25 protein-coding genes and 1 tRNA gene are annotated in these 24303 nt (G+C 70.7%); 13 read left to right on the top strand and 13 right to left on the bottom strand.

Going from position 1 to position 24303, the window contains the following annotated elements; translation table 11 throughout:
- The first annotated feature begins 247 nt into the window (after positions 1–247).
- Complete coding sequence (locus tag BT98_RS0115630; protein WP_027297271.1) at positions 248–727, top strand: glutathione peroxidase; 480 nt, start codon at positions 248–250, stop codon at positions 725–727.
- A 237-nt stretch (positions 728–964) separates the two neighbouring features.
- On the opposite strand, the gene BT98_RS0115635 is transcribed toward BT98_RS0115630, so the two are convergent.
- From BT98_RS0115635 to BT98_RS0115660, 6 genes are all read right to left on the bottom strand, one after another.
- Positions 965–1336 (bottom strand): carboxymuconolactone decarboxylase family protein, encoded by a 372-nt coding sequence (locus BT98_RS0115635; protein WP_226945993.1) that lies wholly within the window; start codon positions 1334–1336, stop codon positions 965–967.
- Entirely contained in the window at positions 1299–1724 is a 426-nt protein-coding gene (locus BT98_RS0115640) for a MerR family transcriptional regulator (RefSeq protein WP_027297272.1), read from the bottom strand. Before BT98_RS0115640 ends, BT98_RS0115635 begins: the two co-directional genes overlap by 38 nt.
- 127 nt (positions 1725–1851) lie before the next feature.
- On the bottom strand, positions 1852–2154 hold the full coding sequence (locus BT98_RS0115645; protein WP_019462337.1) for a putative quinol monooxygenase: 303 nt from the start codon (positions 2152–2154) through the stop codon (positions 1852–1854).
- Positions 2155–2249: 95 nt separating this feature from the next.
- Positions 2250–2822: a hypothetical protein gene (locus BT98_RS0115650; RefSeq protein ID WP_019462338.1), complete on the bottom strand. Its 573-nt coding sequence runs from the start codon at positions 2820–2822 to the stop codon at positions 2250–2252.
- Entirely contained in the window at positions 2819–4591 is a 1773-nt protein-coding gene (locus BT98_RS0115655; protein WP_019462339.1) for a transglycosylase domain-containing protein, read from the bottom strand. The genes BT98_RS0115650 and BT98_RS0115655 overlap by 4 nt, the downstream gene beginning before the upstream one ends.
- A gap of 192 nt (positions 4592–4783) precedes the next feature.
- A complete protein-coding gene (locus BT98_RS0115660) occupies positions 4784–6055 on the bottom strand; it encodes a methyltransferase (RefSeq protein ID WP_019462340.1) in 1272 nt (423 codons plus the stop codon).
- A gap of 327 nt (positions 6056–6382) precedes the next feature.
- Between BT98_RS0115660 and BT98_RS0115665 the strand changes: the two genes are divergently transcribed.
- The 3 genes from BT98_RS0115665 to BT98_RS0115675 all read left to right on the top strand — a co-directional run bounded on the left by BT98_RS0115665 (position 6383) and on the right by BT98_RS0115675 (position 9183).
- On the top strand, positions 6383–6913 hold the full coding sequence (locus BT98_RS0115665; RefSeq protein WP_026033422.1) for an invasion associated locus B family protein: 531 nt from the start codon (positions 6383–6385) through the stop codon (positions 6911–6913).
- Positions 6910–8130 carry a 23S rRNA (adenine(2503)-C(2))-methyltransferase RlmN gene (gene rlmN, locus BT98_RS0115670; protein WP_019462342.1) on the top strand — a complete coding sequence of 407 codons (1221 nt, stop codon included), beginning with the start codon at positions 6910–6912 and terminating at the stop codon, positions 8128–8130. Before BT98_RS0115665 ends, rlmN begins: the two co-directional genes overlap by 4 nt.
- A gap of 171 nt (positions 8131–8301) precedes the next feature.
- Entirely contained in the window at positions 8302–9183 is an 882-nt protein-coding gene (locus BT98_RS0115675; protein WP_079253488.1) for an NAD-dependent protein deacetylase, read from the top strand.
- Positions 9184–9552: 369 nt separating this feature from the next.
- On the opposite strand, the gene lhpI is transcribed toward BT98_RS0115675, so the two are convergent.
- On the bottom strand, positions 9553–10485 hold the full coding sequence (gene lhpI, locus BT98_RS0115680) for a bifunctional Delta(1)-pyrroline-2-carboxylate/Delta(1)-piperideine-2-carboxylate reductase (RefSeq protein ID WP_019462344.1): 933 nt from the start codon (positions 10483–10485) through the stop codon (positions 9553–9555).
- 280 nt (positions 10486–10765) lie between these two features.
- On the opposite strand from lhpI, the gene BT98_RS0115685 reads away from it, so the two are divergent.
- The 6 genes from BT98_RS0115685 (at position 10766) to BT98_RS0115710 (ending at position 17843) form a co-directional block, all read left to right on the top strand.
- Positions 10766–11788, top strand: a complete 1023-nt coding sequence (locus tag BT98_RS0115685; protein ID WP_019462345.1) for an amino acid ABC transporter substrate-binding protein — start codon at positions 10766–10768, stop codon at positions 11786–11788.
- A 95-nt stretch (positions 11789–11883) separates the two neighbouring features.
- Positions 11884–13086, top strand: a complete 1203-nt coding sequence (locus BT98_RS0115690; RefSeq protein ID WP_026033426.1) for an amino acid ABC transporter permease — start codon at positions 11884–11886, stop codon at positions 13084–13086.
- 16 nt (positions 13087–13102) lie between these two features.
- Positions 13103–14236, top strand: a complete 1134-nt coding sequence (locus tag BT98_RS0115695) for an amino acid ABC transporter permease (RefSeq protein WP_019462347.1) — start codon at positions 13103–13105, stop codon at positions 14234–14236.
- Between the two features lie 22 nt (positions 14237–14258).
- Complete coding sequence (locus BT98_RS0115700) at positions 14259–15053, top strand: amino acid ABC transporter ATP-binding protein (RefSeq protein WP_019462348.1); 795 nt, start codon at positions 14259–14261, stop codon at positions 15051–15053.
- A 482-nt stretch (positions 15054–15535) separates the two neighbouring features.
- Positions 15536–17431 (top strand): potassium transporter Kup, encoded by a 1896-nt coding sequence (locus BT98_RS0115705; protein WP_369699837.1) that lies wholly within the window; start codon positions 15536–15538, stop codon positions 17429–17431.
- 37 nt (positions 17432–17468) lie between these two features.
- Positions 17469–17843 carry a hypothetical protein gene (locus BT98_RS0115710; protein WP_019462350.1) on the top strand — a complete coding sequence of 125 codons (375 nt, stop codon included), beginning with the start codon at positions 17469–17471 and terminating at the stop codon, positions 17841–17843.
- Between the two features lie 141 nt (positions 17844–17984).
- Here BT98_RS0115710 and BT98_RS0115715 read toward each other — a convergent pair.
- Positions 17985–18060 (bottom strand) — tRNA-Ala (locus BT98_RS0115715).
- Between the two features lie 158 nt (positions 18061–18218).
- Between BT98_RS0115715 and BT98_RS0115720 the strand changes: the two genes are divergently transcribed.
- Both BT98_RS0115720 and BT98_RS0115725 read left to right on the top strand, forming a co-directional pair.
- A complete protein-coding gene (locus tag BT98_RS0115720; RefSeq protein WP_019462351.1) occupies positions 18219–18968 on the top strand; it encodes a CoA transferase subunit A in 750 nt (249 codons plus the stop codon).
- Between the two features lie 12 nt (positions 18969–18980).
- Positions 18981–19631, top strand: coding sequence for a CoA transferase subunit B (locus tag BT98_RS0115725; RefSeq protein ID WP_019462352.1), 651 nt, complete (start codon positions 18981–18983; stop codon positions 19629–19631).
- A 248-nt stretch (positions 19632–19879) separates the two neighbouring features.
- On the opposite strand, the gene BT98_RS0115730 is transcribed toward BT98_RS0115725, so the two are convergent.
- The 5 genes from BT98_RS0115730 to BT98_RS0115750 form a co-directional block, all read right to left on the bottom strand.
- Complete coding sequence (locus BT98_RS0115730; RefSeq protein ID WP_027297273.1) at positions 19880–20275, bottom strand: hypothetical protein; 396 nt, start codon at positions 20273–20275, stop codon at positions 19880–19882.
- Between the two features lie 116 nt (positions 20276–20391).
- Positions 20392–20871 carry a hypothetical protein gene (locus BT98_RS0115735; RefSeq protein WP_019462354.1) on the bottom strand — a complete coding sequence of 160 codons (480 nt, stop codon included), beginning with the start codon at positions 20869–20871 and terminating at the stop codon, positions 20392–20394.
- A 98-nt stretch (positions 20872–20969) separates the two neighbouring features.
- On the bottom strand, positions 20970–21776 hold the full coding sequence (locus BT98_RS0115740) for an undecaprenyl-diphosphate phosphatase (protein ID WP_019462355.1): 807 nt from the start codon (positions 21774–21776) through the stop codon (positions 20970–20972).
- Positions 21777–21935: 159 nt separating this feature from the next.
- Positions 21936–22790, bottom strand: coding sequence for a prephenate dehydratase (locus BT98_RS0115745; RefSeq protein ID WP_019462356.1), 855 nt, complete (start codon positions 22788–22790; stop codon positions 21936–21938).
- Complete coding sequence (locus tag BT98_RS0115750) at positions 22787–23518, bottom strand: 3-deoxy-manno-octulosonate cytidylyltransferase (protein ID WP_026033429.1); 732 nt, start codon at positions 23516–23518, stop codon at positions 22787–22789. Before BT98_RS0115750 ends, BT98_RS0115745 begins: the two co-directional genes overlap by 4 nt.
- A 242-nt stretch (positions 23519–23760) precedes the next feature.
- Between BT98_RS0115750 and BT98_RS0115755 the strand changes: the two genes are divergently transcribed.
- Entirely contained in the window at positions 23761–24303 is a 543-nt protein-coding gene (locus BT98_RS0115755) for a c-type cytochrome (RefSeq protein ID WP_019462358.1), read from the top strand.

Consider the following 24303-nt stretch of genomic DNA (forward strand, 5'->3'; position numbering starts at 1 on the left):
GGGGCCGGTCCATGGATCAGGCCTCGCCCGGATCGTCCTCCGGTGGGTTCCTCGCAGGCAGCCCCCCTGCCCCGGCCGATGCTTCCGGGAGTTTCACCGGCTGTCCCCTTCGGAGCGTTTCCGCTGAAAGGTTTTCCTGGGGAGTTCCCCTGGGTGGTTCCCCTGGGTGGTTCCCCTGGGTGGTTCCCTCTGGGCAGGACGGGCGGAAGCCCTACCTTGCGCGGCGATGCGAGGCAGGAGGGATGGCATGGCCGGGATCAACGGGTTTTCCGCCAGGACACTGCGGGGGGAGGAGGTTCCCCTGGCGGATTATGCGGGGCAGGTGCTGCTGATCGTGAACACCGCGAGCAAATGCGGCTTCACCCCGCAGTATGCGGGGCTGGAGGCATTGTACCGGGCCTATTCGGGGCGGGGCTTCGCGGTGCTGGGCTTTCCCTGCAACCAGTTCGGCGGCCAGGAGCCGGGCGGCGAGGCGGAGATCGCGACGTTCTGCTCCACCACCTATGACGTCACCTTTCCGGTCTTCGCCAAGGTGGAGGTGAACGGGCCGGGGGCGCATCCGCTGTTCCAGTGGCTCAAGGGCGCGCGGAAGGGCGTGCTGGGCACCGAGGCGATCAAGTGGAACTTCACCAAGTTCCTGGTGGACCGGGAGGGGACGGTGGTGGACCGCTTCGCGCCGACGACGAAGCCCGCCGAGCTGGAGAAGCGGATCGAGGCGCTGCTGTAGCGGGGCTTCGCGGGGGGGCCGGGCGCCTCGCCCGGGGAGGCCGGGGAATGTGCCGGAGGGGTGGGGGACGGCTGGCCATCCCCCTTCCGCGGGCCGCATCCTCCCACCCGGGCACGGGACATCGCCTCCCCCCCCGAGGTGGCGGCCGCCGCAGCCTGGCGGACCGCATCCTCGCACGGGGGTATGGGGGGCCATCGCCCCAGGCCCGGAAGGCCGTTGGCGCTGCCCCGGCGAAGGTCAGCCGGCGCGTGCCGCGAAGACCTCCCGGGCCGCGGACAGTCCGTTCAGGGCGGCGGGGAAGCCGGCATAGACCGCCATCTGCATGATGATCTCGACGATCTCGTCCTGGCTCAGCCCCACGTTCAGCGCCGCCTGGATGTGCACCCGCAGCTGCGGCCCCGCGTTTCCCAGGGCGGTCAGCGCGGCGACGGTCGCGACCTCGCGGCTCCGGAGATCGAGCCCGGGGCGGGAGTAGATGTCCCCGAAGGGGAACTCGAGCAGGTAGCGCGCGAAGTCCGGCGCGATGCCGGCCAACGAGTCGATGACGGCCTGTCCGGCATGGCCGTCGATGTCAGCCAGGGCGCGCAGGCCCCGTTCGTAGCGGCTCATGGCCTCCGGGGGGTTTGGCGTCATCGGCTTTCTCCATCCTGGAACGACCGCCGTAGCCGGCGATCTTGCTGTCGAGGACGGACAGGCACGCCTGAAGCTCGGCCAGTTGCCGCCGGACATGCTGGCGATGCCGCCGGAGGAGGTCTTCCCGTTCCGGCTCGCTCGCGACGCCCTGCGACCGCAGCGTGGCATACCGGACCATCTCCCGGACCGGCATGCCGGTCCGCCGCAGGCGCCCGACGAAGTCGATCCAGGGCAGGATCGAGGCGTCGTAGTCCCGCTGCTTCGACGAATCCCGCGATGCCCGCGGCAGCAACCCGATCCGCTCGTAATAGCGCAGTGTATGGGCCGTCAGCCCGGTGCGCCTGGACAGGTCGCCGATCTTCATGCTGTGCCTTGTCCTTCCTGACGCCACGGTTGCTACGACTTCGAGCGCACTCGAAGTCAAGGCGGCTTTTTCCCCGCCTGCACCGGGGACGTGCCACGCGGGGCGCCGGGGGCCGCGCCGGAAGGGTTCAGCCGGCGTCCTGCCGGAAGAAGCGGACGGTCTTGCCGGTGATGAGGTCCGGCACGCCGTCGCGGAAGGGCAGGTAGTGCGGCATGGTCAGATGCGTCTCGAAGGCGGCGCGGCTGTCATAGACCTCGTGCAGCACGGCGAGGGTCTCGTCCTCCTCCGGGAGGAGGAGGTCGAACTGGTGGCAGCCGGGCTCGTCGGCGACGGAGCCCCGGGCATCGGCGCGGGCGAGCTCGATGAAGCGGGCGCGGCCCTCTGGCTTCAGGCGGAACTCGGCGAGCACGACGAAGCGGGTCTGCGGCATGGCGGTGTTCTCCCTGGGGCGGTCCGGGCCTGTCACGATGAGGCGGCCGGGATGAGGCGCTTCGCGGGGCGGGGGGTCAATCGCGGGCCGTCCCGTCAGCCCGCGCGCGTGGGCAGTTGGAGGACGCTGCCTTCCACCGTCACTCCGGCCGCCCGCAGCGCATCCTGCCGCGCCGCATCGACCGGGAAGCCGGGCGTGAGCCGGGTGCCGCGCAGGCGCAGCACGGGGGGGCTCCCCGCCGGCATGTCCTGCATCAGCGCCAGCAGGGCGGCGTCCAGGGCCGGACGCCGGACCCGGAGCTCGGCCGGTTCCCCCTCGGCCTCCAGGGTGAGCTTGCGGCCCGCGGCGAGGCCCAGCAGCGGCAGCAGGTCCTGCAGGTAGGCGCTGGCGCGGAGGGGCACTTCCTGCTCGCTGCGGGTCAGGGCCAGGAGGCTGCGCATCAGCCGGTCGTATTCCTCGGCCGCCTCCAGGGCGCGGGCGATCTGCCGGCTGCCGCGCTCGGTGGGCGGGATGACGCGCGCCGCCGATTCGAGGTTCATCAGCAGGACCATGGCGAGGTTGTTCGCCGCGTGGCGCACGGGGCTGAACAGGAAGGAGAGCTCGGCCAGAGGGGGGGAGCCGGAGGTCTCTCCGGGGAGGTTCTCCGGGGGGGGTGTCTCCGGCTTCATCGCGGGATCTCCTCGAGGATCTCATGGAAGAGGCGGGCCGGCAGGGTGCCGCCCTGGACGTCGTTCATCGGCGTGGCGTCGTCGTTGCCGAGCCAGACCCCGATCACGGTGCGGCCGGAGAAGCCGATGAACCAGGCGTCGCGGGAATCCTGGGTGGTGCCGGTCTTGCCGCCCACCAGGCGGCCGGGGACGGCGGCGGCGCGGGCGGTGCCGCGCGCCACGACGCTCTCCAGCGCGCGGCGGATGGCATAGGCCTGGTCCACCGTCATCACGCGCGCCGGGTCGGGCGGCGGCAGGGAGCGCAGGGTGTTGCCGCCGCGGGCGGCGGCGAGGCCGAACGGTTCCACGTGCAACCCTCCATTGGCGAAAGCGGCGTAGGCGGACACAAGTTCCAGCAGGGATGCCTGCCCCGTGCCAAGGGCCAGGGTGGCGTCCTGCGGGAAGGGGCCGGCGAGGCCCAGGCGTTGCGCCACCGCGATCGCCGGCTTCGGCCCGCCGGCGCGGAGCAGGGTGCGGACCGCCGCGGTGTTGACGCTGTGGACCAGCATATCCTCCAGCGTGATCTCGCCCCGGCTGGCCCAGTGGCCGTTGCCGGGGGACCAGTTGCCCAGGGTCAGGGGCGCGTCGGAGACGGTGGTGGAGATGTCCATGCCTGCTTCCAGCGCCGCCAGGACGACGAAGGGCTTGAAGGCGGAGCCCGGCTGGCGGCGCGCGTCCACGGCGCGGTTGAACTGGCTGGTGCGGTAGGCGCGGCCGCCGACCATGGCGCGCACGGCGCCGGTGGGGGCATCCAGCACCAGCACGGCGCCGTCGCCCACCCCGGCCGCCGCGCCGGGGCCGGCGAGGAGGGCGTTGAGGCGGGCTTCCGCCACGGCCTGGATGCGGGCGTCGAGGGTGGTGCGCAGGACGAGGTCGGCGCTTTCCGGGAAGCGGCGGCCCAGCTCGTCCTGCACCCAGTCGGCGAACCAGCCGGCGTTGCGGCCCGGGCGCGGCGGCAGGGCGATGCGGGTGGCCTCGCGCTCCGCCTGTTCCGGGGTGATGGCGCCGGTCTCGGCCATGGCGCGCAGCACGTCCTTCGCGCGGCGGATCGCGGCCTCCGGATCGGTGCGGGGGTTGAGGCGGGAGGGGGCCTTGGGCAGCCCGGCCAGCATCGCCGCCTGCCACAGGTTCAGGCGGCGGGCGGAGATGCCGAAATAGGCCCGCGCCGCCGCGTCCACGCCATAGACGCCGGAGCCCAGATAGACGCGGTTCAGGTAGATCTCCAGCAGCTCGGTCTTGGTGAAGCGGCGTTCCAGCCAGAGGGCCATCAGCACCTCCTGCGCCTTGCGGCGGAAGGAGCGGTCGGGGCTGAGGAAGAGGTTCTTGGCGAGCTGCTGGGTCAGGGTGGAGCCGCCCTGCACCACATGCCCCGCGCGCAGGTTGGCCCAGGCGGCGCGCAGCAGGCCCACCGGGTCGATGCCGGGATGGCTGAGGAAGCGGCGGTCCTCGATGGCCATCAGCGCCTGCGGCATGGCGGCGGGCATCTCCCTCAGGCGCAGGGCCTCGCCATAGAGGTCGCCCTGGGTGGCGATCACGCGGCCGTCCATGGCCTCCAGCGTCAGGGAGGGGCGGCGGGTGGCGGAGAGGGCCTTTTCCGGCGCCGGCAGGTCCCAGACCAGGGCGAGGAGGAGCAGGGCCGCGCCGATCGCGGCCCAGATGGAGAGCACCAGGCCGCGGCGCAGCCAGCGCCAGCCGCCGCGGCCGGGTTGTGCCCGCCGAGGGGATGGCATGGCCGGCGGGGGGCGGCCCGCGCCTTGCCGGATGCCGTCCCTGGTCTCCCCCTTGGTCCCTCCCCTGGTCCCTGCCCTGGGGCGCGGGGGCGGCAGCCCGGCCGGATCGGGGGCTCTCCTCACGGGGTGGCCGTCACCGGGGTTGCCTCACCGGGCCCCGGAGGGGCGGCGGGGCCCCTGCCCCGGGATGCGTCACCCGCCACCCGGGCGGGGCGCGGCGAGGAGGAGGCGGTTCAGCGGCTCCATCACCCCGCGCAGCGCGGCGAGGTCGCGGGCCACCTGTTCACGGGAGGCGCCGCCCGCTGCCACGGCCTCGGCGATCTCGCCCAGGCTGCGCCGGCCGTCCACGCGGGCCAGGATCGCCGGGGCGAGGCGCGGCAGGGCGAGGTTCATGCGCACGCCGTCGAAGTTCACCGGCAGCACGCCCTGGGGGGCCACGGCGCGGGCCAGGGCGGCGCCGTCCATCTCCCGCAGCACGGGGACCGAATCGGGGTTGTCCCAGTCGGGCTCCGGCGCCGGGTCGCGGGTGCAGTAGGCGATGTGGATGCCCATGTTGCCCGCCACCGCCTCCGCCAGGGCGGCGCGGCCGATGGGGCCGAGCCCGGCGGCGCGTTCGCGCAGGCGCGGGTCGGGCAGGTAGCGGTCGGGGTCGTAGCGCAGGGGCTCCACGAGGCAGCGCAGGCGCAGGCCAGCGGCTTCGATCAGGGCGGCGAGCTGCGGCACGGTATAGGCCACGTCGCGCGGGTTCAGCAGCAGGTCGTAGAGGCCGGCGTCGCCGCCCTCCGTGTGGTCGGTGATCCAGGGGTTGCGGCGGAGCCAGGCGGTCTCGGGCGCCTGCTTCCAGAGGCGCTTGCCGATCTCCAGCCGTGTCGCCGGGGCTTCCTCGGGCGGGGTGAGGAGGCGCAGCGCGTCCTGGAGCATGTAGACGCCGGTGCGGCCATGCGGGGCATAGACCATGAGGCCGATGCCGCCGCCGGGGGCGAGCGAGGCGGCGAGGTTGCGCAGGCCCTGCAGCGGGTCGGGCAGGTGGTGCAGCACGCCGCAGCAGTCGATGTAGTCGAAGAGGCCGAGCTGGGGGTCGGGCAGGTCGAGGATCGAGCCCTCGGTGAAGCGGATGTTGCCGAGGCCACGCCTTTCCGCCCGGGCCTGCGCCACCTTGCGCGCGGCGGCGGAGCGGTCGAGCCAGACCACCTCGCCCGGGCGGCCGGCGCGGGCGAGGTGCTGGGCCAGCATGATGGTGCCGTCGCCCGAGCCGCCGCCGGCCATCAGCGCGCGCAGCGGCTGCGACTCCGGGCGGCGGGCGCCGAAGATCCAGTGGTCCACTTCCCGCAGGTGGGAGGGGCTGCCGATGATCAGGCGCTTGGCCTCGTCCGCCGGGTTGCGGGCGGGATAGGGGTAGCTGTCGTACTGGGCGGCGAGCTGGCGGTCGCGCTCGTCCTGCTCGGGTAGGGGCTGGCCGGTCATGCGCGCATCCTGCATGGGCCGGGCTGATAAGGCGATGTGGCCGGGGCGCCAAGCGGGGATGCCCGCCGGGGATGCCCGCCGGGATGCCCGCTGGGGGCAGTGCCGGCCGGGCTGGGCGGGATGACTGGGCGGAGCGTCGCCGGGAGGCACGCGGCGCGGGCGGGCGAGGCCGCTGGGCACTACCCGGATGCGGGGCGGGAAGCGTGCCGGGAGGCGGGGGCGGCGCCGTTCCTTGCCGCCGTCCGGACCGGCCCGGCTGCGGAACATGGCTGATCCGGTCATCTCCGCGGTTGAACCGGGTGGCTCCGGGGCCTTATCTGCGCCGCCATGAAGCGATTGCTCCCTGTTCTCGCCCTCGCGCTCGTCTCCCTCGCCCAGGTGCCGGAGGCCTCAGCGCAGAATCGTGCCGCCGGCGGTCCGCAGCGCCTCGGCAGCTTCGGCAGCTGGACGGCCGCGACCCACCAGGAGAGTGGCGGCAAGGTCTGCTATGCCTTCACCCGCGCGGCAAAGAGCGAGGGCGGCGGCAGCCGGCAGAACGTCATGCTGACGGTGACGCAGCGGCCGCAGGGGCGCGACCAGGTGGCGGCCTCGCTGGGCTATGCCTTCCGCCGGGAGAACAACCGCGATGCCGAGATCACCGGCGCGGTCGGCTCCAACGAGCTGCGTTTCTACGGGGTGCAGAACAATGCCTTCGCCCAGGAGGGTTCCGCCGCCGTGGCCGCCTTCAAGGCGGGCCGCGATCTCGTGATCAAGGGGCCCGGGCCGCAGGGCAAGGGCGCCACCACCGATACCTTCTCCCTCAGCGGCTTCTCCGCGGCCTATGAGGCGATCTCCAAGGAATGTCCCCCCCGCCGATGAGCGACGCCGCCCTCCGGACCCGCCCCGATGCCGCGAACCCCGCCGAGCTGACCGAGGCCGAGGCCGCGCGCATCCTCGCCAAGTCGGCGATCTTCGCCCCGCCCCCGGCCACGCTGCCGGATGGGCGGCGCGACCTCGTCGGCCTGTCGCGGGCGGAGCTGGAGGCGGAGATGGTGGCGATGGGCGAGAAGCCCTTCCGCGCCCGGCAGCTCTGGCACTGGATCTATCACCAGGGCGTGCGTGACTTCGCGCAGATGCCGACCATCGCGCGGCCGATGCAGCAGCGGCTGGCGGAGCGGTTCGCCGTGGGGCGGCCGGACGTGGCCACCGAGCAGCTTTCCAAGGATGGCACGCGCAAGTGGCTGTTCCGCTTCCGCGACGCGCAGCAGGTGGAGACGGTCTATATCCCCGACGGGCAGGAGGATCGCGGCGCCGTCTGCATCTCCACCCAGGTCGGCTGCACGCTGTCCTGCCGGTTCTGCCACACGGGCACGCAGAAGCTGGTGCGCAACCTGGGCGCCGCCGAGATCGTCGGCCAGTTCATGGCGGCGCGCGACAGCTATGGCGAGTGGCCCTCCCCCAAGGACGGCACGCCGCGCCACCTGAGCAACATCGTCGTGATGGGGATGGGCGAGCCGCTCTACAACTACGAGAATGTCGCCAAGGCGCTGACCATCGTGATGGACAACGAGGGGATCGGCCTGTCGCGGCGGCGGATCACCCTGTCCACCTCCGGCGTCGTGCCGATGATGGACCGCTGCGGGCGGGAGCTGAATGTCGGCCTCGCCGTCAGCCTGCACGCGGTGACGGACGAGCTGCGCGACGAGATCGTGCCGCTGAACCGGAAGTATCCGATCGCCGAGCTGATGGCCGCCTGCCGGCGCTATCCCTCCGCCTCCAACGCCCGCCGGATCACCTTCGAATACGTGATGCTGGACGGGGTGAACGACAGCGAGGCCGAGGCGCGGGAGCTGGTGCGGCTGCTGCACGGCATTCCGGCCAAGGTGAACCTGATCCCGTTCAATCCCTGGCCGGGCAGCGCCTACGGGACCTCGAAGCCCGAGGTGGTGCGGCGTTTCGCCCAGATCGTCAGCGATGCGGGGTATTCGGCCCCGATCCGCCGGCCGCGCGGGCGCGACATCCTGGCCGCCTGTGGGCAGTTGAAGACCGAGTCCGAGCGGCAGCGGCGGCCCGTGGCGACCGAAACGGTGGGGTGAGGCCCCGGAGGATATGGCAGGGGCGGTCGCCACTCCTGCCCTGATGTCCGGCGCCGTGCCCCTTTCCCGGCGGGCGGCCACGAGGCGCGATGCAGCGATGGCCGGGAACCACGGCCGCCATGCGCAGGGACGGGCGGCGATCGGGGGATGGCGTTCCTATATCCCTCCGGCATGACGGATGTCGCGACGCCGCCCCCGGCCCCTCCCCCAGCGCCTGCCCTGGACGCTCCCCTTTCCATCGCCCCTGCCTATCCAGGCGGATTGGCGGGATTCGTGGCGCGGCACCCGCGCCTTTTCGTGCTGTCCGGTGCCGGATGCAGCACCGGGTCGGGCATTCCCGACTACCGTGACGCGGAGGGGCAGTGGAAACGTGCCCAGCCGGTGACCCTGCAGGCCTTCCTGGGCAGCGAGGCCACGCGCCGCCGCTACTGGGCGCGGGGCATGGTCGGCTGGCGCTTCTTCCGGCAGGTGCGGCCCAACCGGGCGCATGCGGCGCTGGCGCGGCTGGAGGAGCGGGGACGATGCGAGCTGCTGCTGACCCAGAACGTCGACCGGCTGCACCAGGCGGCGGGCAGCCGGCGGGTGATCGACCTGCACGGGCGGCTCGATGTGGTGCGCTGCCTGGGCTGCGGCCATGAGATGCCGCGCGAGGCGATGCAGGAGGAGCTGGTGCGGCGCAACCCGGACTGGGCCGGGCTCGGCGCCGGGATCGCGCCGGATGGGGATGCCGACCTGGAGGGGCGGGATTTCGGGCGCTTCGTCGTGCCGGACTGTCCGGTCTGCGGCGGGCTGCTGAAGCCGGATGTGGTGTTCTTCGGCGAGAACGTGCCGCGGGAACGGGTGGAGGAAGCCTATCGGGCGCTGGAACGCGCCGATGCCATGCTGGTCGTGGGGTCCTCGCTGATGGTCTATTCCGGTTTCCGCTTCGTCCAGGCGGCGGCCAAGGCCGGCAAGCCGCTGGCGGCGGTGAACCTGGGCCGCACCCGGGCGGACGGGATGCTGGCGCTGAAGGTGGAACAGAGCTGCGAGGAGGCCCTGGCCTTCCTGCTCTGATCCCTGGGGGACGGCTTTGCGTCCGGCGTTGCGCTGTCCCGGGGGAAAGGCGCCGCCTTTCCCCCGCCCCCCTATCCGCCAGGACCCTGCGGGCCCTGGACCCATTTTCGTTGGCTCTCGCTGACGCCGGATCGCGCCGGAGAGCCTGACTCTCCGGCGGACTGCCGGCGCCACCCGCGCGGACAGGGTCTTCTTCTTCTCGGGAACCCCGCGCCTCCACCTGTTCCCTGGGATCAGGCTGCAGAACAACGGCCACCAGGGGTGCCAACTCCCCGGGTCCAGGGCACGCAGTGTCCTGGCGGAGAGGGGGTCCGGGGCGAGAGGCAGAGCCTCTCCCCCGGCGCGGTTGACCATGAAGCGCGACGCGGTTCAGCCGGCGCGTTGGTAGGCCAGGGCGGCGGCGGCGAGGTCCTCGCCAGCCCAGCCGACGGATTTGAAGACGGTGACCTCGTCCGGCGATTCGCGCCCCCGGCTTTCGCCCCGGCAGAGCTGGGCCAGGTCGGCGGCGATGCCGGCCTCGGTGATGGCGCCCTCGGCGATGGCCTGGACCACGTCGCCGGCCTCGGCCAGGGCACCGGGGCGGGTGTCCACCACGAGGCGGGCGCGGGCCAGGAGGGCGCCGTCGCTCTCGCGCATGGTGGGGCGGAAGGCGCCGACGAGGTCCACATGGGTGCCGGGGCGGATGGCGGCGCCGGTGACCAGCGGCGTGGCCGAGAGGGTGGCGCAGGCGACGATGTCGGCCGAGGCGGGGTCCGGCCGGATCACCGATTCGGCGGGCAGGCCTTCGGCACGCAGGTGGCGGGCCAGGGCCTGGGCGTTTTCGGGGCGGCGCGACCAGATGGCGATGCGTTCGAGCGGAAAGGCGCTGGCGTAGCAGGCAGCCAGGGCCTCGGCGACGCGGCCGCTGCCCAGGACGAGCAGGTGGCGGCTGCCGGGGCGGGCCAGGAAGCGGGCGGCGAGGACGCTGCTGGCCGCCGTGCGGCGGTCGGTCAGGGCGCCGCCGTCGAGCAGGGCCAGGGCCTCGCCGGTGCGGCCGTCGGAGAGGAGGTAGGAGGACTGGACGGCGGGCAGGCCGGCGGCGGCGTTCGCCGGCATGACATGCACGATCTTGACCCCCGTGAAGCGGTCTGCCCACCAGGCGGGCATCAGCAGGAGCGATCCGGTGGCATCCGGGCCGTTCGGCAAGGAGTGGTGATGGCGCAGCGGGGCGTCGCAGCCGAGGCGGAAGACCTCCTCCAGCGCGGCGATCAGTTCCGGCCAGGGAAGCAGCCGGTCCACTTCCGTTTTCGGGATGATGCGCATGGTGGTGGCCTTCCACGGGCTGGGGTTCGGGCGGGCCTGTTCCAGTTCATGGCACGGCCCTTGCTGTCTGCACTGCGTTCTTATGGCGCGGATTCGGGCAGAGGCCGATGCGAAGGCGGGATTTGCGCCGCCCGAAACTCAAGGGTATCGATTTATGCAGGGCTGCCAGACCGGAATGTAGGAACCCGGGATGGCGGCCCACCGTGCCGGGCAACGGGGCGGGATCTGTGGAATTCATTTTTGGAGAGTTCAGGGAATGCGGCCTTTTCGGCTTGCCGTCATGCTCGGATCCCTTGGCGCCCTGGCGCTCGGGGCCTTTGCGACGCCGGCTGCGGCACAGCAGGCACCCGCCGCTCCGTCCGGGGCGACGCTGGATGCGATCAAGTCCCGAGGCAGCCTCGTCTGCGGGGTGAACACCGGGCTGGCGGGTTTCGCCCAGCCGGACAGCCAGGGCGTGTGGCGCGGCTTCGACGTGGACTACTGCAAGGCGGTGGCGGCGGCGATCTTCGGCGATGCGAGCAAGGTGCGCTACGTGCCGACCACGGCGCAGAACCGCTTCACCGCGCTGCAGTCGGGCGAGGTGGACATGCTGGCGCGCAACACGACCTGGACGCTGTCGCGCGACACCAGCCTGGGCTTCGATTTCGCGGCCACGACCTTCTATGACGGCCAGGGCTTCATGGTGAAGACGTCCACCGGCGTGAAGAGCGCCAAGGAGCTGGACGGCGCCACGATCTGCGTGCAGCCGGGCACCACCACGGAGCAGAACCTGACCGACTGGGCGCGGGCCAGCAACGTCAAGTTCACCCCGGTGGTGATCGAGCGGCTGGAGGAGCTGGTGAGCGCCTTCGTGGCCGGGCGCTGCGATGCCTATACGACGGACGCCTCGGGGCTGGCGGCGACCCGTTCCACCCAGCCGAAGCCGGACGACTACGTGATCCTGCCGGAGCTGATCAGCAAGGAGCCGCTGGCGCCGGCGGTGCGGCAGGGCGACCCGGGCTTTGCCGACCTCGTGCGCTGGACGCATTTCGCGCTGGTGACGGCGGAGGAGCTGGGTATCGATTCCAAGAACGTGGATTCGATGGCCAGCAGCCCGAACCCGGACATCCAGCGCTTCGTCGGCAAGAACGGCGACCTGGGCAAGATGCTGGGCGTGTCGAACGACTGGGCGGTGAAGGTCATCAAGGCCGTGGGCAACTATGGCGAGGTGTTCGACCGCAACCTGAAGCCGATCGGCCTGCCGCGCGGCAAGAACGCGCTGTGGAACAAGGACGGGCTGCAATACGCGCCGCCGATGCGCTGAGCCTGACCTGAACGCCGCGGGCCGGTCCTGGCCCGCGGCCCTTTCCTCCGGGACGCGGCCCGCAGAAGGCCGGACAGATGCAAGGGGCTTTCCCGATGTCGCAAAGCTCGACGGACCCGCGCCACATGAAGGCGCCCCCGAAGAAAGCCTTTCGCCTGAGCTGGCGGGACGAGCGGGTGCGCTCCATCGTCTGGCAGGTGCTGATCGTGGGGCTGGTGGTGGCCGTCGTCTGGTGGCTGGCCAGCAACACCGCGCGCAACCTGGAGGTGAGGCGCATCGCCACGGGCTTCGGCTTCCTGTGGCGGGAGGCGGGGCTGCCGATCGGCGAGCACCTGATCGAGTATTCGCCCACCAGCACCTATTTCCGCGCCCTGGCGGTGGGCGTGCTGAACACGCTGAAGGTGGCGGTGGTGGGCGTGATCCTGGCCACGGTCTTCGGCACGCTGGTGGGCATCGCGCGGCTGTCGAGGAACTGGCTGCTGGGCAAGATCGCGGCGGTCTATGTCGAGGTGGTGCGCGACGTGCCGCTGCTGCTGCAACTGCTGTTCTGGTACACGATCATGCAGAGCCTGCCGGTGCCGCGGCAGTCGCTGCACCCGGTGGAAGGCGTGTTCCTGAGCAACCGCGGGCTGAAGCTGCCCTGGATCGAGTGGACGGACGCGCACAACTGGGCGCTGCTGGGCCTGGTCGCGGGGGCGGTCGCCACCTGGTTCTATGCGCGTTCCGCGCGGGCCAAGCAGATGCAGGACGGGCAGCCGCGGCGGGTCTGGCCGGCGGGGCTGGCGCTGATCCTCGGCCTGCCCATCCTGATCTGGGCGGTGCTGGGCGCGCCCTTCACACCGGACATCCCGGCGCTGCGCGGCTTCAACTTCCAGGGCGGGCTGACGGTGAGCCCGGAGTACTTCGCGCTGCTGCTGGGGCTGGTGATGTACACCTCGGCCTTCATCGCCGAGATCGTGCGCGCGGGCATCACCTCGGTGCCGCAGGGGCAGTGGGAGGCGGCGCAGGCGCTGGGGCTGCGGCCGGGGACGATGCTGCGGCAGGTCATCCTGCCGCAGGCGCTGCGGGTGATCATCCCGCCGATGACCAGCCAGTACCTGAACCTGACGAAGAACTCCTCGCTGGCGGTGGCCATCGGCTACCAGGACATCGTGTCCATCGCCAACACGGTGCTGAACCAGACGGGGCAGGCGATCGAGGGCATCGCCATCATCATGCTGGTCTACCTGACCATCAGCCTGAGCATCAGCCTGTTCATGAACTGGTACAACACGCGCATCGCGCTGGTGGAACGCTGAGAGAGGGAGCGGCAGCATGAGCGACATCACCCTCAACACCGCCGCCGCCGGATCGCCCGAGGCGGTGCCGCGCCAGCCGCCCACCACGGTGGTGGGGCCGGTGGCCTGGCTGCGGACGAACCTGTTCTCCTCCTGGTGGTCCACCGCGGTCACGCTGGCGCTGATCTACCTGATCGTGCGCTGGGCGATCGGCTTCGTGGACTGGGCCTTCGTCAACGCCGTCTGGTCGGTGCCGGACAACCAGACCCAGGCCTGCCGCGCGGTGCAGGGCACGGGCGCCTGCTGGGCGGTGATCACGGAGAAGTACCGCTTCATCCTCTTCGCCACCTATCCCTATGACGAGCAGTGGCGGCCGGCGCTGGTCTGCCTGCTGTTCATCGGGCTCTACATCGTTTCCGCCATGCGGCGCTTCTGGCGCTGGGAGCTGGCGGTGGTGTGGGTGGTGACGCTGGCGGTCATCGCGCTGCTGATGTGGGGGGGCGTGCCCGGCCTCACCTATGTGCCGCAGGAGCGCTGGGGCGGGCTGCCGATCACGCTGATCCTGTCCACCTTCGGCATCGCGGTGGCCTTTCCGCTGTCGATCCTGGTGGCGCTGGGACGGCGTTCCTCGATGCCGGCGATCCGGCTGCTCTGCATCGTCTATGTCGAGCTGATCCGCGGCGTGCCGCTGATCTCGCTGCTGTTCATGGCGAGCGTGATGTTTCCGCTGTTCCTGCCCGAGGGGATGAACATCGACAAGCTGCTGCGCGCGCAGATCGCCATCATCCTCTTCGCCGCCGCCTATCTGGCGGAGGTGGTGCGCGGCGGGCTGCAGGCGCTGGGCAAGGGGCAGTACGAGGCGGCGGACGCGCTGGGGCTGAGCTACTGGAAGAAGACCGGGCTGATCGTGCTGCCGCAGGCGCTGCGGCTGGTGATCCCGCCGCTGGTGAACACCTTCATCGGCTTCTTCAAGGACACGTCGCTGGTGCTGATCATCGGCATCTTCGACCTGCTGACCGCGGCCAAGACGGCGATCGTGGAGCCTGCCTGGCAGGGCTTCGGCATCGAGGTCTACATCATGGTGGCGCTCATCTACTTCTGCTTCTGCTTCGCCATGTCGCGCTACAGCCAGAATCTCGAGGCCGAGCTGAACCGGCACCGCCGGCGCTGAGCCCTTTCCGGAGAACGACACCATGAGCGCAACGCTGAGCCCGGAATCGCATGTCGCCTCCGCCGTGCGGGCGGGGACGGCGCCGGCGATCCTGCTGGAGAACGTCAACAAGTGGTACGGCACGATGCATGTGCTGCGCGACGTGAACCTGCAGGTCGCGACCGGCGAGCGGGTGGTGGTGTGCGGGCCCTCGGGCTCGGGCAAGTCCACCATGATCCGCTGCATCAACCGGCTGGAGCAGCACCAGCAGGGCCGCATCCTGGTGGACGGGGTGGAGCTGACGGACGACATCCGCGCGCTGGATGCCATCCGGCGCGAGGTCGGGATGGTGTTCCAGAGCTTCAACCTCTTCCCGCACCTGACGATCCTGCAGAACTGCACCCTGGCGCCGATCTGGGTACGCAAGATGCCCAAGGCGCAGGCCGAGGAAGAGGCGATGGAGTACCTGCGCAAGGTCAAGATCCCCGACCAGGCGAACAAGTACCCCGGCCAGCTTTCCGGCGGGCAGCAGCAGCGCGTGGCGATCGCCCGGGCGCTGTGCATGAAGCCCAAGATCATGCTGTTCGACGAGCCGACCTCGGCGCTCGATCCGGAGATGATCAAGGAGGTGCTGGACACCATGGTCAGCCTGGCGGAAAGCGGCATGACCATGATCTGCGTGACGCACGAGATGGGCTTCGCCCGCACCGTGGCCGACCGGGTGGTGTTCATGGACCGGGGCGAGGTGGTCGAATCCGGCACGCCGGAGGAGATGTTCAACAACCCCCGCACCGACCGCCTGCGCGCGTTCCTGTCGCAGATCCTGCGCGGACACTGATCGCCCGGGAGACGGCGCGCTTCGGGGGCAGGGCTCCGCCTCGCCCCCGAACCCCCACTTCGCCAGGATCCTGCGGGCCCTGGACCCGATGATCTGGCGCTCGCTGACGCCGGATCGCGCCGGAGAGCCAAGCTCCCCGGCGACCATGGCGCCGCCAGCGCGGACATGGTTGTTTTCCTTTTCCGGGGGCCCCGCCGATCCACCTCCTCCCAGGGATCGGGCCGCAGGCCGACCTCGCCACCCGGCACCAACTCAAGGCGGGGTCTGGGGGAATACCATTCCCCCAGCGGAGGGGGCCGGGGGAGGCGGCGCCTCCACCGGAGCCGGACACACGAGCGCGACGCCACCGCCCGGGAAGCCGGCGCGCACAGGAAGTTCAGCGGCGGGCGGGGGATCGGCCTCGCACGGTCCGGAGAGGCGCCGGGGGGCGGGCCTTGCGGGCGTCTCCGCGTCCAGCGTATGCCTTGGGGCTCCACTGGAACATTCCGGACATCGTGACACCGACCACGTCCAGCAGTGAATCCCGCCCTCTGAGCGTCGGCCTTGTGGTAGGGGTGCTCGGCGTCGTTTTCGGCGATATCGGCACAAGCCCGCTCTACGCGCTACGGGCCGCGCTCGTGCACTTCGCCTCCGATGGGCTGGAGCGCTGGGAGATCCTGGGGGTCCTCAGCCTGATCGTCTGGTCGATCATCATCGTCGTGACGGTGAAGTACGTGTTGATCGTGCTGCGGGCGGACAACCGGGGCGAGGGCGGCATCCTGGCGCTGATGGCGCTGGCGCAGCGGGCGGTGGGCACGGAGCGGGGGCGCCACATCGTGGCGCTGATCGGCATCGCGGGCGCCTGCCTGTTCTTCGGCGACGGGATCATCACCCCGGCCATCTCCGTGCTTTCGGCGGTGGAGGGGCTGAAGGTGATCTCGCCCACCTTCGGGGAAATCGTGGTGCCGGTCTCACTGGCAGTGCTGATCGGGCTGTTCCTGGTCCAGTACCGCGGCACGCATGCCATGGGGCGGATCTTCGGCCCGGTGATGGTGCTGTGGTTCGGGCTGATCGGGCTGCTGGGGCTGGTCGAGATCCTGCGCGAGCCGGGGGTGCTGGAGGCGCTGTCGCCGCACCATGCCATCCAGTTCTGCATCGCCTACCGGCTGGCGGCCTTCATCGCGCTGGGCTCGGTGGTGCTGGCGGTGACGGGGGCGGAGGCGCTCTATGCCGATATGGGGCATTTCGGGAAGCGGCCGATCCGGCTGGCCTGGCTGTACTTCGTGCTGCCCTCGCTGATCCTGAACTACCTGGGCCAGGGGGCGCTGGTGCTGAACAACACCGAGGCGCTGGAGAATCCCTTCTTCCTGCTGGCGCCGGACTGGATGCGCCTGCCGATGGTGGTGCTGGCGACGCTGGCCACGATCATCGCCAGTCAGGCAATGATCTCGGGCGCCTTTTCCATCGCGCGGCAATGCGTGCAGCTGGGGCTGCTGCCGCGGCTGGTGGTGAAGCACACCAGCGAGACGGAAGAGGGGCAGATCTACGTGCCCCAGGTGAATTTCTCGCTGCTGGCGGGCGTGGTGGTGCTGGTGGTGGCCTTCCGCAACTCGGACAGCCTGGCGGCGGCCTATGGCATCGCGGTGACGGGCACCTTCCTGGCGACCTCCTGCCTCGCGGGCATCGTGTTCCACCGGAACTTCCGCTGGTCCTGGCCGCTGGTGGTGGCGGTGTTCCTGCCGCTCTTCCTGCTGGACCTCGCCTTCTTCATCTCCAACGTGCTGAAGGTGCCCGATGGCGGCTGGGTGCCGCTGCTGCTGGGGGCGGCGCTCTATACGCAGATGCTGACCTGGCGGCGCGGGCGGGAGCTGCTGTTCCGGCGCTTCCAGCAGGACAGCCTGCCGCTGAAGTCCTTTCTGGCGCGGCTGCCGCAGTCGCGCACCATCCGGGTGCCGGGAATCGCCATCTTCATGACCGGGCAGGCGGACTACGTGCCCAATGCGCTGCTGCACAACCTGAAGCACAACAAGGTGCTGCACGAGCGGATCGTGTTCGTGACGGTGCTGAACGAGGATGTGCCGCAGGTGCGCAACCGGGGCTCGGCGGAGGAGCTGGGGCCGGGGATCTATCGCGTGCTGCTGCGCTACGGCTTCCTGGAGAGCCCGAACATCCCGCGCGACCTGGAGATGATGCACGAGACGATGGGCGTGCCCTTCGAGCCGATGCAGGCCTCCTACTTCCTGGGGCGCGAGACGGTGGTGGCGGCCTCCGTGCCGAAGATGCCGGGCTGGCAGCAGTGGCTGTTCACGCTGATGAGCCGCAACTCGCTGCCGGCCACGGAGTTTTTCCGAATCCCCAGCGACCGTGTGGTGGAGCTGGGCGCGCGGGTGGCCATCTGAGGCGCTGGCCGCCGCGATCCGCTGAAGGAGGTGGCGCTTGGCCCTGCTGATCCTCTCGCCGAGTGGCGGGACAGGGCTTCCGGAAGGAAGCCGCGAGCACCGCTACGAGATCACGCTGACGCTGGGCCCGGACGGGCTCCCCTCCCCCGGGGCATGGCAGGCGGACCCCGACCCCTGGCCTGCGCGGCGCCTCTGGCCGGGCGAGGGCCTCTCGGAGGGGGATGTGCAGTATAACGAGGACCTGGGCTGGGCGCTGCGCTTCTTCCGGCAGGGCGGGCAGGCCTCGGCGGCGATGGATGCGCCGCTGCATGCGGTGATGCAGTTGCGGGCGCGGCTGCGGCCCGGCGAGAACGTCACGATCGTCGAGGCGGACGGGCAGGAGCATGCCTGGCGGGTGGTCGGCCTGAGCTGAGGCGGGGCGCGGCCATTCGCCGGAAGCGAGGCGTTCCGGGCGACAGCTTCGTGCGGATGGTGGCGCGGACCAGACCGTTTCCGCGTTTGCAGGCCCCCGGAAAAGGTTCGAGGGGTTTCCGTTTCCGGAAACCCCTCGTCATGGTGGAGCCAATCGGAATCGAACCGACGACCTCCTGAATGCCATTCAGGCGCTCTCCCAACTGAGCTATGGCCCCGCCGTGCTGCGGTGAACGGGCTTTTAGCGGCGTCCGCAGACCCCCGCAAGCCCCCCACCATGACTTTAAAACATGCGCATGACGGATTACCGTGCTGCGAAATCCGCGGGGCAATGGGCCGGCGCATGGGGGCCAAGCATGAAGGCCAGGGAGTGGGAATGAGCAGAAAGGTCTACGACAGTCCGGCGGCGGCGCTGGACGGGTTGCTGCATGACGGGATGCTGATCCATTCGGGCGGCTTCGGCCTCTGCGGCATTCCGGCGGCGCTGATCGAGGCGGTGCGGGACAGCGGCGCGAAGGACCTGACGGTCGTGTCCAACAACGCAGGCATCGACGGCGCGGGGCTGGGGCTGCTGCTGGAGACGCGGCAGATCCGCAAGATGATCTCCTCCTATGTCGGCGAGAACGCCGAGTTCGCGCGGCAGTACCTGGCCGGGGAGCTGGAGATCGAGTTCAACCCGCAGGGGACGCTGGCCGAGCGCATCCGGGCTGGCGGCGCGGGCATTCCGGCCTTCTTCACCCGCACTGGCGTCGGCACCGCGGTGGCCGAGGGCAAGGAGGTGCGGAACTTCGATGGGCATGACCATGTGATGGAGCGCGGGATCTTCGCCGATCTCGCGCTGGTTCATGCCTGGAAGGCGGATACCGAGGGCAACCTCGTCTTCCGCAAGACGGCGCGGAACTTCAACCCGATGATGGCGACCGCCGCGAAGGTGACGGTGGTACAGGTGGAGGAGCTGGTGGAGCCGGGGACGATCGACCCGGACCACATCCATACGCCGGGGATCTATGTGCAGCGGATCGTGAAGCTGCCGGCGGGCTACGAGAAGCGGATCGAGCAGCGCACCGTGCGCAAGCGCGCCGGAACGGCGGGTGCCGCCGCCGGTTCCGAAACCGCCACCGCCTGAGGAGACGCGACGATGCCCTGGACCCGCGACGAGATGGCGGCGCGCGCCGCCCGCGAGCTTGAGGACGGTTTCTACGTGAATCTCGGGATCGGCATCCCGACGCTGGTGGCGAACCACATCCCCGAGGGGGTGAGTGTGCAGCTGCAGAGCGAGAACGGCATGCTGGGCATGGGCCCCTTCCCCCATGAGGGCGAGGAGGACCCGGACCTGATCAATGCCGGCAAGCAGACCGTGACGGCGCTGCCGACCACCTCCTTCTTTTCCTCCGCCGACAGTTTCGCGATGATCCGCGGCGGGCATATCGACCTGTCGGTGCTGGGCGCGCTGCAGGTAGCGGAGAACGGCGACCTGGCGAACTGGATGGTGCCGGGGAAGATGGTGAAGGGCATGGGCGGGGCGATGGACCTCGTCGCCGGCGTGAAGCGCGTGGTGGTGCTGATGGAGCACACCGCCAAGGGCGCGCCGAAGCTGCTGCACAGCTGCGACCTGCCGCTGACCGGCAAGGGTGTGGTGGACCTGGTGATCACCGAGCTCGCCGTCTTCGCCATCGACAAGGAGGCGGGGAAGATGACCCTGGCCGAGTTGGCGCCGGGGGTCACGCTCGACGAGGTGCGCGGCAAGACCGAGGCGGATTACGCCGTGGCGCCGGGCCTCGCCGGCTAAGGGGACGGGCGCCCTTCCCCGGCGTCGCGCTTTGCGGCTGGCCGCCGGAGAGCCCGGCTCCGGCGCGATCCGGCGTCAGCGAGCGCCGACGAGCCCGGTCCAGGGCTCGGAGAGTCCCGGCGGATAGGGGGCCGGGGGACAGGCGGCGCCTTTTCCCCCCGGGACAGCACGACGGAGGACACAAGGAAAAAGGACGGCCGGATGATCCGGCCGCCCTTTCCCGTTCCAGCGCCCAGGAGCGCGCCGGATCACGAACGCTTCTGCGTCACCTTGTAGGTGCAGGCGCCGTTCTGCGTGGTGGCGGTGCCGGTATAGGCGCCATCGGCGAACTTGCCGGTGGCGTGGCCGCCGTCGAACAGGAAGTCCACGCTGCCGTCCTGCTGGAGCTTGGTCTCGACCTCGGCACGGCGGGCCCAGCGCACCACGGCGGAGCCGTTGGCGACGGTGGTGGTCACCGGCTGGCGGGCGGGACGGCAGGCGCGCTGGGAGGCCACGGCGTAGCCGGTGTAGACGCCGTCGAGGCCCGGCGGGAAGGCCGGGGTCTCGGCGACGGGAGCGGGCGCAGGCGGCGGCGGCGGCGGGCTGCTGGCGCAGGCGGCGACCGCGGCGAGCAGGGGAAGGGCAAAGAAAAGACGGGCATTCATCCCGCATACTCCCTAGTTCTCAGGAGCGAATCGTGACGATCCGCCTGTCAAAAGAAAGAACAGACAACGGCCCTGGTTGCCACTACGGAAAGAGAGCAGGGCGTAACTTTTCGGCATCACTGTATCGCGGAAGACACGCCGGCCGCAGGCTTCGTGCCACCGTCCGAAGCGGTCCGCAGGCCCTGCAGACTGCGGCGGTCCGCCTCGATCTGGCGGCGCATGTCCTCCAGCTGCTTCTCACGTCCGGCGAGGCGCTGTTCCAGGTCGTTGATCCCGGTGGCCGAAGTGGAGGCGGACTGGCTCTGGGCGGCCGATCTCGGGGTGGTGGCGCGGGCGGTACGGCGGGGTACGGCGCGGGCGGGCCGGGGCGGCGGGGCCTGGGTCCAGACCGGCAGGGGCGCCACGGAGGGCGGTGGGAGAAAGGTGGCGGGGGCCGTGGAGGGTGGCGGTTGCAGGCGTTGCAGGGGCCGGAGGGCGAGTTCCTGCATGTCGCGGCGGGGGCCGACCTCGTTGGGCCACATCTGGGCCCTGGCAGGGTCCGGCAGGAGCCCGGCCAGCAGCAGGGCGGGAAGCGCGAGAGCGGCGATTCGGCGCATGGACCTCGGGGGAGCCTTTCCTGTCGCGGCGCCGGGCGCCACTTCAGGGTGAGCTTAGCGGAGGAAGTTCCCCCGAGGGTAGTCTTCCTGTCCTTGCCTCAGCGCAGGCTGAGGAGCGCGAGCATGACGAGGCCGAGAGCGATGCGGTACCACCCGAAGGGCTGGAAGCCCATGCGGCTGATGTGGCGGAGCACCCAGCGGACCACCAACAGCGCCACGACGAAGGCGGCGAAGAAGCCGATCGCGATCTCGCTGATGTCGCCGACGGCGAGCTCGGCGCGGGCCTTGTAGAGGCTGTAGACCGTGGCGGCGAGCATGGTGGGGATGGCGAGGAGGAAGGAGAACTCGGCGGCCGCCTTGCGTTCCACGCCGAAGAGCAGGGCGAAGATGATGGTGGCGCCGGAGCGGCTGGTGCCGGGGATCATGGCGAGCACCTGGCCGAAGCCGATCAGCAGGGCGCTGAGGGGACCGATCTCCGCGATGGAGTGGATGCTGGGCTTGGGGCGGTTACGCTCGATGATGATGAGCGCGATGCCGCCGATGATCAGGGCGAAGCAGACGACATAGGGGTTGAACAGGACCTCGGTGATGGTCTTGTGCAGCAGGGCGCCGAGCACCATCGCCGGGATGAAGGCGAGGAGCAGGTTGACGACCGCGTAGCGTTCGCGCGAGCGAGGGGTCCAGAAGCCGGTGGCCATGGCGATGAGGTCGCGCCAGTAGACGACGATGACGGCCAGGATGGCGCCGAGCTGGATGACGATCTCGAAGGTCTTGCCGGGCGGGCCCTGGAAGCCGATCAGGTCGCTGAGCAGGATCAGGTGGCCGGTGGAGGAGATGGGCAGGAACTCGGTCAGCCCCTCCACGATCCCCATCAGCAGGGCCGGAAGAATAATGGCGAGATCCATGCGGGCCGATGCTCCTGCGTCTCAAGAAATAGGCCGCGCATCAGGACCGGGAAGAATATTCGCCGGCCTGGATGCGGGCGCGGGTCTTGTGGAGCATTCCGGAAGCAGGCGGAAGGCAGGAATCCGGCCATGGAATTAATATTTGGCCGGACTTCTGTCTTATAGCGGAACCTCTTCCTGCTGCCGCCGATAGGGGTGGCCGGGATAGGCGCCGAGCACGTGCATCTGGCGCGAGAAGTAGCGCAGCTCCTCGAAGGCGCGTTGCAGCGGCGGGCTGCCGGGGTGACCGTCCACGTCGCAGAGGAACTGCGTCGAGGCGAAGCGGCCGTCGAGCATGTAGGATTCGAGCTTGGTGATGTTCACGCCGTTGGTGGCGAAGCCGCCGAGCGCCTTGTAGAGCGCGGCGGGGACGCTGCGGGTGCGGAAGACCAGGGTGGTGACGCAGCCGGGCGCGTCCACCGGCGGCAGGGTGGCCTCGCGTGACATGACGTAGAAGCGGGTGGTGTTGTGGGCCGCGTCCTCGACGTTGCGGCGGAGGATGTCGAGGCCGTAGAGCTCGGCGGCGAGCGAGGAGGCAACGGCGGCGTCCTCGGTGCCGCCGCGCTGGGCGACGAGCTGGGCGGCGCCGGCGGTGTCGGCCTCGATCACCGCCTGGAGGCCGGTCTCGCGCAGCAGGTCGAGGATCTGGCCGAGCGCCACGGGATGGCTGTGGATGCGGCGGAGGCTTTGCAGGGTGGCACCTCCGGGGGCCATCAGGCAGTGCTCGACGCGTTCGAAATGCTCGCCCACCACGTGCAGGCCCGAATCGGGCAGCAGGCGGTGGATGTCGGGGACGCGGCCGGCGAGGCTGTTCTCGCAGGGGAGCATGGCGAGATCCGCCCTTCCCTCGCGAACCGCGGCCATGGCGGCCTCGAAGGAGGGAGAGGGCAGCGTGGTCCAGCCGGGGTAGGCGGCGCGGCAGGCGAGGTCGGAATAGGCGCCGGGCATGCCCTGGAAGGCGATGGTCTGGCTCATGCTGCGAGGGTCCTGCGGGCGCGTTCGAGGTCGGCCTGGGTGTCCACGCCGAAGGGGGCGTGATCGACGCGGACCACGCCGATGCGCATCCCGGCCTCCAGGGCGCGGAGCTGCTCCAGCTTCTCGCGCTTCTCCAGCGCGCCTTCGGGCAGGGCGACGAAGCGGGCGAGCGCCGGGCGGCGATAGGCATAGACGCCGATATGGTGCCAGTGCGGCCCCTCGCCGGAGGGGATGAGGTTGCGCGAGAAGTAGAGGGCCGGGGCCACGGCGACGCCGCGCGGGAAGGCGCAGGCGACCTTGACCACGGAGGAGGCGGCGGCTTCCTCCGCGCTGGCGATGGGGGCGACGAGGGTGCCGATATCGACGCGCTGGTCGGCCAGCGGTGCCAGCACGGCGCGCAGCATGTCCGGCGGCATGGTCGGCAGGTCGCCCTGGAGGTTCACCACCACGTCGTGGGCGCCCACCGGGTCGATGCTGGCCAGGGCGAGGTTGATGCGGTCGGTGCCGGAGGGAACGTCGTCGGCGACCAGGATGGCGGTGCCGCCGGCGGCGCGCACGGCCTCCGCGATCTCGGGGCGGTCGCAGGCCACGGCGACGGGGCCGATATCGGCCTCCCGCGCGCGGTCGAGGACGTGGACGATCATCGGCTTGCCGTGGATGTCGGCGAGCGGCTTGTCCGGCAGGCGGGTGGAGGCCATCCGGGCGGGGATCAGGACGAGCGGGCGCACGGGTTGTGAGACGGGCCTTGGACGGTTAAGGTCCGGGCGCTTGTAATGGAGCCGGGAGGCAGGCGCAAACCAGGGCCTGAACGGGTTTCGCGCAGGCCGTCCGGTCGCATCCCCCTGGCCTTCCCGATGGAGGCCGTGCCGGGGGCGGGCCGGGAGGCCTGGCCGGGGCCCGGGGTGGGGATTGCGCCGCCGACGCGGCCCGCGCGGGCGCGGCAACAACGATAAAAGGGAACGACGGGGCGATGAGCCTGGAGGGGAACAAGGCGTTTGCGGCGATCCTGACGGCGGGCGTCGTCTTCGGAGTCGCCGGTTTCATCGGCAGTGTCGTCGTTTCCCCGCACCGGCTGGAGAAGCCTGCGATCCAGATCGGCGACGCGCCGGCCGAGGCCGGTGCCGCGGCGCCCGCACCCTATGAGGTGCCGCCCGTCGCGTCGCTGCTGGCCAATGCCAATGCGGAGACGGGCAAGACCCTGGTGCAGCGGCAATGCAGCGCCTGCCATGTCTTCGAGAACAACGGGCGCAACGGGGTGGGGCCGAACCTGTACGGCATCGTCGGGCGGCACCACGCGGTGGAGCCCGGGTTCAACTATTCCCCGGCGAACAAGGCGCTTGCCGACAAGGTCTGGGACTACGAGGCGATCAACCGCTTCATCTCGGCGCCGGCCAAGGCGATGCCGGGGACGCGCATGGCCTATGCCGGGCTGAGCAGCCCGCAGCAGCGGGCGGATGTGCTGGCCTATCTGCGGACGCTGTCGGACAACCCGCCTCCCCTCCCCACCCCCTGA

It is taken from the genome of Roseomonas mucosa ATCC BAA-692 (assembly GCF_000622225.1).
Taxonomy (GTDB): Bacteria; Pseudomonadota; Alphaproteobacteria; order Acetobacterales; family Acetobacteraceae; genus Roseomonas; species Roseomonas mucosa.

Excerpts from the sequence above, each read along its gene's own strand:
- BT98_RS0115740 (WP_019462355.1), bottom strand. The coding sequence starts at position 21,776 with ATGGATCTCGCCATTATTCTTCCGGCCCTGCTGATGGGGATCGTGGAG.
- BT98_RS0115675 (WP_079253488.1), top strand. The coding sequence starts at position 8,302 with ATGACGGATGTCGCGACGCCGCCCCCGGCCCCTCCCCCAGCGCCTGCC.
- BT98_RS0115725 (WP_019462352.1), top strand. The coding sequence starts at position 18,981 with ATGCCCTGGACCCGCGACGAGATGGCGGCGCGCGCCGCCCGCGAGCTT.
- BT98_RS0115660 (WP_019462340.1), bottom strand. The coding sequence starts at position 6,055 with ATGACCGGCCAGCCCCTACCCGAGCAGGACGAGCGCGACCGCCAGCTC.
- BT98_RS0115690 (WP_026033426.1), top strand. The coding sequence starts at position 11,884 with ATGTCGCAAAGCTCGACGGACCCGCGCCACATGAAGGCGCCCCCGAAG.
- rlmN (WP_019462342.1), top strand. The coding sequence starts at position 6,910 with ATGAGCGACGCCGCCCTCCGGACCCGCCCCGATGCCGCGAACCCCGCC.
- BT98_RS0115720 (WP_019462351.1), top strand. The coding sequence starts at position 18,219 with ATGAGCAGAAAGGTCTACGACAGTCCGGCGGCGGCGCTGGACGGGTTG.
- BT98_RS0115645 (WP_019462337.1), bottom strand. The coding sequence starts at position 2,154 with ATGCCGCAGACCCGCTTCGTCGTGCTCGCCGAGTTCCGCCTGAAGCCA.
- BT98_RS0115640 (WP_027297272.1), bottom strand. The coding sequence starts at position 1,724 with ATGAAGATCGGCGACCTGTCCAGGCGCACCGGGCTGACGGCCCATACA.
- BT98_RS0115695 (WP_019462347.1), top strand. The coding sequence starts at position 13,103 with ATGAGCGACATCACCCTCAACACCGCCGCCGCCGGATCGCCCGAGGCG.
- BT98_RS0115635 (WP_226945993.1), bottom strand. The coding sequence starts at position 1,336 with ATGAGCCGCTACGAACGGGGCCTGCGCGCCCTGGCTGACATCGACGGC.
- BT98_RS0115655 (WP_019462339.1), bottom strand. The coding sequence starts at position 4,591 with ATGCCATCCCCTCGGCGGGCACAACCCGGCCGCGGCGGCTGGCGCTGG.
- BT98_RS0115685 (WP_019462345.1), top strand. The coding sequence starts at position 10,766 with ATGCTCGGATCCCTTGGCGCCCTGGCGCTCGGGGCCTTTGCGACGCCG.
- BT98_RS0115755 (WP_019462358.1), top strand. The coding sequence starts at position 23,761 with ATGAGCCTGGAGGGGAACAAGGCGTTTGCGGCGATCCTGACGGCGGGC.
- BT98_RS0115745 (WP_019462356.1), bottom strand. The coding sequence starts at position 22,790 with ATGAGCCAGACCATCGCCTTCCAGGGCATGCCCGGCGCCTATTCCGAC.
- BT98_RS0115630 (WP_027297271.1), top strand. The coding sequence starts at position 248 with ATGGCCGGGATCAACGGGTTTTCCGCCAGGACACTGCGGGGGGAGGAG.
- BT98_RS0115735 (WP_019462354.1), bottom strand. The coding sequence starts at position 20,871 with ATGCGCCGAATCGCCGCTCTCGCGCTTCCCGCCCTGCTGCTGGCCGGG.
- lhpI (WP_019462344.1), bottom strand. The coding sequence starts at position 10,485 with ATGCGCATCATCCCGAAAACGGAAGTGGACCGGCTGCTTCCCTGGCCG.
- BT98_RS0115665 (WP_026033422.1), top strand. The coding sequence starts at position 6,383 with ATGAAGCGATTGCTCCCTGTTCTCGCCCTCGCGCTCGTCTCCCTCGCC.
- BT98_RS0115650 (WP_019462338.1), bottom strand. The coding sequence starts at position 2,822 with ATGAAGCCGGAGACACCCCCCCCGGAGAACCTCCCCGGAGAGACCTCC.
- BT98_RS0115700 (WP_019462348.1), top strand. The coding sequence starts at position 14,259 with ATGAGCGCAACGCTGAGCCCGGAATCGCATGTCGCCTCCGCCGTGCGG.
- BT98_RS0115730 (WP_027297273.1), bottom strand. The coding sequence starts at position 20,275 with ATGAATGCCCGTCTTTTCTTTGCCCTTCCCCTGCTCGCCGCGGTCGCC.